The organism is Tardiphaga sp., assembly GCF_025356345.1.
In the GTDB taxonomy this organism is placed as follows: Bacteria; Pseudomonadota; Alphaproteobacteria; order Rhizobiales; family Xanthobacteraceae; genus Tardiphaga.
The window spans coordinates 1-6,396 of record NZ_JANXTC010000279.1 but is presented as its reverse complement, the minus strand read 5'-3'; the positions used below and the strand labels follow the sequence as shown (position 1 = coordinate 6,396).

The 6,396-nt window shown below is 64.8% G+C and carries 9 protein-coding genes; 6 read left to right on the top strand and 3 right to left on the bottom strand.

Annotated elements, in window-relative coordinates:
- Window positions 1-657: AAA family ATPase (locus tag Q0S16_RS17345; RefSeq protein ID WP_295850523.1), on the top strand; the 657-nt coding region annotated here is incomplete at its 5' end.
- A gap of 216 nt (window positions 658-873) precedes the next feature.
- Here Q0S16_RS17345 and Q0S16_RS17340 read toward each other — a convergent pair.
- Together Q0S16_RS17340 and Q0S16_RS17335 are read right to left on the bottom strand one after the other, a co-directional pair.
- Window positions 874-1,227 carry a PilZ domain-containing protein gene (locus Q0S16_RS17340; RefSeq protein WP_295850520.1) on the bottom strand — a complete coding sequence of 118 codons (354 nt, stop codon included), beginning with the start codon at window positions 1,225-1,227 and terminating at the stop codon, window positions 874-876.
- Between the two features lie 108 nt (window positions 1,228-1,335).
- On the bottom strand, window positions 1,336-2,265 hold the full coding sequence (locus tag Q0S16_RS17335) for a glycine/sarcosine/betaine reductase selenoprotein B family protein (protein ID WP_295850516.1): 930 nt from the start codon (window positions 2,263-2,265) through the stop codon (window positions 1,336-1,338).
- A gap of 206 nt (window positions 2,266-2,471) precedes the next feature.
- Here Q0S16_RS17335 and Q0S16_RS17330 point away from each other — a divergent pair, with 206 nt between their 5' ends.
- Window positions 2,472-3,380, top strand: a complete 909-nt coding sequence (locus tag Q0S16_RS17330) for a lytic transglycosylase domain-containing protein (protein WP_295850525.1) — start codon at window positions 2,472-2,474, stop codon at window positions 3,378-3,380.
- On the opposite strand, the gene Q0S16_RS17325 is transcribed toward Q0S16_RS17330, so the two are convergent.
- Window positions 3,331-3,690 carry a PilZ domain-containing protein gene (locus tag Q0S16_RS17325; protein ID WP_295850513.1) on the bottom strand — a complete coding sequence of 120 codons (360 nt, stop codon included), beginning with the start codon at window positions 3,688-3,690 and terminating at the stop codon, window positions 3,331-3,333. The genes Q0S16_RS17330 and Q0S16_RS17325 overlap by 50 nt on opposite strands.
- 160 nt (window positions 3,691-3,850) lie before the next feature.
- Here Q0S16_RS17325 and Q0S16_RS17320 point away from each other — a divergent pair, with 160 nt between their 5' ends.
- From Q0S16_RS17320 to Q0S16_RS17305, 4 genes are all read left to right on the top strand, one after another.
- On the top strand, window positions 3,851-4,588 hold the full coding sequence (locus Q0S16_RS17320; RefSeq protein ID WP_295850511.1) for an AzlC family ABC transporter permease: 738 nt from the start codon (window positions 3,851-3,853) through the stop codon (window positions 4,586-4,588).
- Window positions 4,585-4,929 carry an AzlD domain-containing protein gene (locus Q0S16_RS17315; protein ID WP_295850509.1) on the top strand — a complete coding sequence of 115 codons (345 nt, stop codon included), beginning with the start codon at window positions 4,585-4,587 and terminating at the stop codon, window positions 4,927-4,929. Before Q0S16_RS17320 ends, Q0S16_RS17315 begins: the two co-directional genes overlap by 4 nt.
- A gap of 71 nt (window positions 4,930-5,000) precedes the next feature.
- Window positions 5,001-5,984 carry a tripartite tricarboxylate transporter substrate binding protein gene (locus Q0S16_RS17310; protein ID WP_295850506.1) on the top strand — a complete coding sequence of 328 codons (984 nt, stop codon included), beginning with the start codon at window positions 5,001-5,003 and terminating at the stop codon, window positions 5,982-5,984.
- A gap of 16 nt (window positions 5,985-6,000) precedes the next feature.
- A partial coding sequence (locus Q0S16_RS17305) for an SAM-dependent methyltransferase (RefSeq protein ID WP_295850503.1) occupies window positions 6,001-6,396 on the top strand: 396 nt, incomplete at its 3' end.

Genomic DNA, 6,396 nt, shown 5'->3' with positions numbered 1-6,396 from the left:
GTGCTGCTGCAGATCATGGATCACGGCCGGCTCACCGATCATAATGGCAAGCAGGTCAACTTCCGCAACGTGATCCTGATCATGACCACCAATGCCGGCGCGGCCGACATGGCGCGGGCGGCCTTCGGCTTCACGCGAAGTAAGCGGGAAGGCGAGGACCACGAGGCGATCAACCGGCAGTTCGCGCCGGAATTCCGCAACCGTCTCGATGCCATCGTCTCGTTCGCGCATCTCAATCCCGATGTGATCGGCATGGTGGTGGAGAAGTTCGTGCTGCAGCTCGAAGCCCAATTGGCGGACCGCGACGTCACCATCGAACTGTCCGAGCCCGCCAAGGCCTGGCTGGTGAAGCACGGTTATGACGAGCAGATGGGCGCGCGCCCGATGGGCCGCGTGATCCAGGAGCACATCAAGAAGCCGCTCGCCGACGAACTATTGTTCGGCAAGCTGAAGGATGGCGGCCACGTCCGCGTGGTGCTGGTCAGCGACGAGCCGGTGCTGGGCGTCGCGCAGGAGCGGATCGGCTTTGAATATGACAATGGCCCGGTGACGCCGAAGCCGGAGAAGCTGCCCGGCAAGCGCACCGCGCCGCGCAAGCCGAAGTCGGGCGGTCCCGGCGGGTCCAAGGGCCCGACCAAGCCGCTGGTCAAGGCGTAAGCCTGAGTCCAACGCGTAAATGAAAACGGCCGGCAAGAAATTGCCGGCCGTTTTGGTTTGAGTTTAGCTGTCATTCCGGGGTACGGGCGGCGATAGCCGCACGCGAACCCGGAATCCCGAAATGTTCATCGCCTCGGTCGAGGTTCCCCGCCACTTCAATTGGAGTGGCTGAGGTTCGCTCGCGCTGTTGCCCTCACGCCCTGGACCGACAGTAAATTACTGCCCGAGCAGATCGTTGATCTTGCGCTGCAGCTGCCGCTTCTTCTTTTCACTCTTGCGCAGACGTTCCGCCAGATCCGATGGCGGCAGGGCATTTTCCGGCGCGTCGGTGAAAGCGACGCCGACGATGTTGTCGCGCCACCAGATCACCTTGGCGAGGAACGACTTGCCCTTGCGCGCGATCGACAGCGACATCTGGTCCTTCGGCACTGCTGCACCGGGCTTGAATTCGACACGGGCGCCGTGGTCGGAGATATCGCGCACGATGCAATCCTTCGACACCGGCGCATCGGTCGATGCGATGCCGCCAAAGATCACCTTGTTCCGCTGGTCCTGCCGACGCTCATCCATGTTCCGTTCCTCTTTCGCGCGGAACACTACGCCGATCCACGGAGCGGGGAAGATCATGCGACGGGCCAAACCACGTTAACGTAAATTAAGTATTGCGGCCTGGCATCGCTAAGCCGCGCTGTCGCGCCGGCCGCGGGCGGCGGCCTTCTGGGCGTCGAATTCGGCGCGGCGGCGCGCCAGTTCTTCGGTGCTCAGCAGCGCAACATTATTGTAGTCGCGCTTCCAGGAGGCGTTCCCCCGCCAGCGCTGTGGCGATTGCACGGTTGTCTGTGGCCCGACCGCCGATTCCAGCAACCGCAGCGCCAGTTGCAGCGTCGCCGCCTGCGATGCCGGATCGTGTGGCTTGCCGGCGGAATTGCCGAGCGGAAAATCGCTGAACAGGAAGCGCGGCACCGCGGCGTGCTCGACGATATCCTTGGCGCAGCCCATCACCACGGTGGAAATGCCATTGGCCTCGAGATGCCGGGCCGTGAGGGCGATGGTCTGGTGACAGACCGGGCAGTTCGGCACCAATACGGCGGCGTCGACGCCGTCGGCACGGCAGCGCGCCAGGATTTCCGGCGCGTCGGTCTCGGTGGTGACGCGGTGGCTGCGATTGGTCGGCGCGCCGAAGAAGCGTGGCGCGACGTCGCCGATCCGGCCCTCGGCGGCGAGCTGACGCAGCGCGGGCAGCGGGAACCAGCTGTTGCTGTCGTCGGCGGTGGTATGTACGCGGTCATAGGCGATGTGCGAGATGCGCAAATCATGATCCTGCGCGGTATCGCCGTCATAGACCTGATAGAACTTGGCGCCGCCATTATAGGAGGCGCCCGGTCCCTGGTCGCCGCGCGCGGGATCGAACGGAGCGGCCGTGGTGATGAGGGCGACGCGCGACTGCGCCAGCGGTGTACGCAATTTCTGGAATGGCGCATCATTATGGTGCGCCCAGCGATAGGGCGTGTCGTAGCCGATCGCCAGATAGTAGTCCCGGGTGCGGGCCATATAGGGGATCGGCACGTCGTCGTCGGAGGCGAAGCCGGGCGGGTGGTCCTTGGTCATGGCTGCGCTCCCGTTCCCGCTCACTTCGAGGCATAGCTAGCCGCTTCGACCCGGCTGTCAAGACGCGCAGGAGGATGATGAAATTAGCCGTGGCCCTGATCTGCCAGACGATGATCCTGACAGCAATATTGCTGCTTCCGGAGGCGCGCCTGCATGCCGAGGAGATTTTGCCGCCGGCGGAACTGGCGAAACCGGGCGCTGACAGGATGCTCGACGCTCGGCCAGCTCCACCAGCGATGCAACCTGCTGATTCCGGCACCCGGGAGTCGATGTGCCTGATGATCGAATCCGCGGCGAAGGCCCATGATCTGCCGCTGGAATTCTTTGCCCGGGTGATCTGGCAGGAGAGCCGGTTTCAGTCCGATGCGGTGGGGCCGGTGACGCGCAGCGGCCAGCGCGCCCAGGGCATCGCGCAATTCATGCCGGGCACCGCGACCGAGCGGCGGTTGCTCGACCCGTTCGATCCGGTCCAGGCGCTGCCGAAATCGGCCGAATTCCTGAAGGAGCTGCGCGACCAGTTCGGCAATCTCGGCCTTGCCGCCGCGGCCTATAATGCAGGGCCGCGCCGGGTGCAGGACTGGATCGACGGCAGGGGTCCGATGCCGTCGGAAACCCGCAACTACGTGTCCGCGATCACCGGCGCTTCGGTCGATGACTGGTCCGCCGCCGGCCGCAACGGCAAGATGCCGGATCGGCCGCCGCCGACGGGGTGCCGCGAGCTGATGGCGCTGCTGCAGCGCTCGCCAAATCCGTTCATCGCCGAACTGGCGCAGCGCGTGAAGCTGGGTGAGGCGCGCCCCTGGGGCGTGCAACTCGCCGCCGGCTTTGACCGCGACCGCGCCCTGATGAGCTATGCGCGCGTGATGGCGCGGCTCCGTCCGGTGATCGGCGATCGCGATCCTAATCTGCTGGGCTCGACCTTTCGCAGCCGCGGCACCCGGACCTTTTATCAAGTGCGCATTGGCGAGGACACGCGGGCAGCCGCCGATGAGTTGTGTGGCAGGATCCGCCGCGCCGGCCAAGCCTGCCTGGTGCTGCGCAACATGAACGTCAGAGCGGGAGCGCTCAGTATTCCGAGCGCAACCGATCGAGCCGCTGCAGCAGATCGCGGTTGACGCGCTCACTGGCGCGCAGCCGCATCGCGCAGTCGAGCGTGGCATCGGTGTCGGTGCGCCGGGGATCGCGAAACAGGAAGCCGGCCTGGTCGCCGCGGCGCCAGATCATCCTCGCGCGAAAGGCGTATCCCTTCTGCTCGATGGTGAAGTCGACTTCCCCGGTAATCAGGCGGGTGGTTTCGAATTCCACCCGGGCACCGTCGTCGGAGAAGTTGCGCACGATACAATCCATGCTCGACTGCCGTCCATTGAACGCGATCCGGCCGCCGAAATAGACCCGACTGCGAAAACTCTTTCGTCGCTCCAGCATGATGCCCCTCTCTGGTTACCTCTGGACACTACCTGAGGTGGTTAAGTCGAGGCGAGCACTGAGCCGATAAACGTTTTGTTAAGGTTAAACAGGCGGCTTGACGGCGGCTGTGATTGGCTGCGTATGGCGACAATACCTTTCAAGAAGAATAGGACGTTTGGTGGCGCTGCCGGCTCTGGATTCACCACGATGGCAGGGCACCGCGGCGGCGTTTGTGCTGGGCCTGAGCTCGATTGCCTCGACGATCCTGACGCTGGTGCTGTTCGCCACCTATATCGGCATCGGCGCGCTCGCCCACGACACCCATTTCAGCCTGTTCTGGGCGCTGGCGTCGACGCTGTTCGTGTGGGCGGGCCCGGCACAGATCATCCTGCTGTCGACGCTGGGCTCCGGCGCCACGGTGATCCAGGCCGCCTTGGCCGTGACGGTCAGCGCGGTCCGGCTGTTTCCGATGGTGGTCTCGGTGCTGCCCATGCTGCGCCTGCCGCAAACGCGCAAGCGCCAGTTGATCCTGCCGGCGCACTTCATCGCGGTCACGTTGTGGGTTGAATGTTTCCGCCTGCTGCCGTTGGTTCCGCGCGCGCGTCGCATCGCTTTCGTCAACGGCCTGGGGACTGGCCTGGTGACGATCTCGATGACAGCCACTCTGATCGGTTACCAACTCGCCGCCAATCTGCCGCCGCTGTTCGGTGCGGCCATCCTGTTGCTCACGCCGTTGGCGTTTCTGCTGTCCACCGCGCGGAATTGCCGGCAGCTTCCCGATGTGGTGGCACTGGTCCTCGGCCTTGCGCTGTTTCCGCTGGTGTCGCTGCTGCACACCGGCGTCGATATCCTGATATCGGGCGTCTCCGCCGGCAGCATCGCCTATGGCGTTCACTGGTGGCGACGGCGAGCATGAGCGAATTCATCGGCGACTGGCATTCCCTGATCGTGCTGCTGCTGGCGGGCTTCCTGCCCAACGAAGTGTGGCGTTGGCTCGGCCTATGGCTGGGCGGCGGCGTCGACGAGCAATCCGAATTGCTGGTGTGGGTGAGGGCGGTGGCCACCGCGATCCTTGCCGGCGTGATTGCGCAGATCCTGGTCGTGCCGCCGGGTGCGCTGGCCAGTATTCCGCCGGAGTTGCGCTACGGCGCGGTAGCGGTTGGCGTAGCCGTGTTCATGGCGACGAGGCGCTCGATTCTGTTCGGCGTCGTCAGCGGCGAGACCGTGATGATCGCTGGTAAATACTGGCTCGGCTGAGCCACGGCTTGCGCTGCCTCTTGGCTCGGCTACTGTTCGGGCAATTCAAAAAAGACCACTGGGGAAACGACATGAAAACGCGTGCCAGCTCCGTCCTGATGTCGATGCTCGCCGTCGCGATGGTAAGCGCGATGCCAATGGCCTGCGCAGCGGAATATCCGACACGCGCGATCAAGCTGATCGTACCCTACGCGGCGGGCGGCCCGACCGACGTGCTGGCGCGACTGGTCGGGGATTATCTCGGCCGTGATCTCAAGCAGACCATGGTGGTCGAGAACAAGCCCGGCGCGCAGGGCGCGATCGCGGCGGAGACGGTGTCGCGCGCCGATCCGGACGGCTACACGTTGTTCGTCACCGCGGCCTCGATCATGGTGCTCAACCCGCTGCTCTACAGGAAGCTGCCCTACGATCCGCAGAAGGATCTGAAGATGCTGTCGATCGTCACCGACCTTCCGGTGGTGCTGGAAGTGCATCCTTCGGTGCCGGCCAAGACGGTTCAGGAGTTCGTCGCTTACGCCAAGGCGAATCCGGGCAAGCTGAATTTCGGATCGGCGGGCACCGGCGGCACCATCCATCTCGCCGGCGAGATGTTCAAGCAGATCACCGGCGTGCAGATGACCCACATTCCCTATAAGGGCGCCGGACCGGCGCTGACCGATCTGCTGTCGGGCAATATCCAGGTGATGTTCGATACGCTGTCCACCGCGCTGCCGCCGGTGAAGTCCGGCATGCTGCGGCCGCTGGGCGTCTCCTCGGCGCAGCGCAGCCCTGATCTGCCGGATGTGCCGACCGTGGCGGAAAGCGGTTATCCGGACTACGTCGTGGGCGTCTGGTTCGGCGTTGCCGCGCAGGCCAAATTGCCCGACGACATTTCCGACAAGGTCAGCGCCAGCCTGAACCGGGCGCTCGATGATCCGGCCTTTCGTGCCTCGCTGGAAAAGATCGGCTTCCCGGTGCTGCGCCCGAAGACGCCGGCGCAGATTACGGAATTCGTTGACGAGGATCGGGCGCGGTGGTCGAAGGTGATCAAGGCGCAGAACATCTCGCTGGATTGATCGGGGCTGCTGACGGATGGCTGGTGAGAATGAGATCCGCGCCGGCGAGGCCGTCGTCGACGCGCCGAAGCCCAACAATGCCGGTCTGGTCTATATCGGCCGCATCCGCACGCCATGGACGTCGCGGTCGGACACGCCGCGGCAAGGCCGCCATGACGGGCCGGTGTGCCGGCTGGAGATCTTCGATCCCTGGGTGCCGGCGCTGCAGGGCCTTGATCAGTTCAGGATGCTCGAGGTGATCTACTGGCTGCATCTGTCGCGCCGCGACCTGGTGCTGCAGAGCCCGAAGAATGACGGCCGCGCCCGCGGCACGTTTTCGCTGCGCTCGCCGGTGCGGCCCAATCCGCTGGGTACCTCGATGGTGAAGCTGGTCGGCATCGAAGGCGCCACGGTGTTGGTGCGCGGCCTCGAC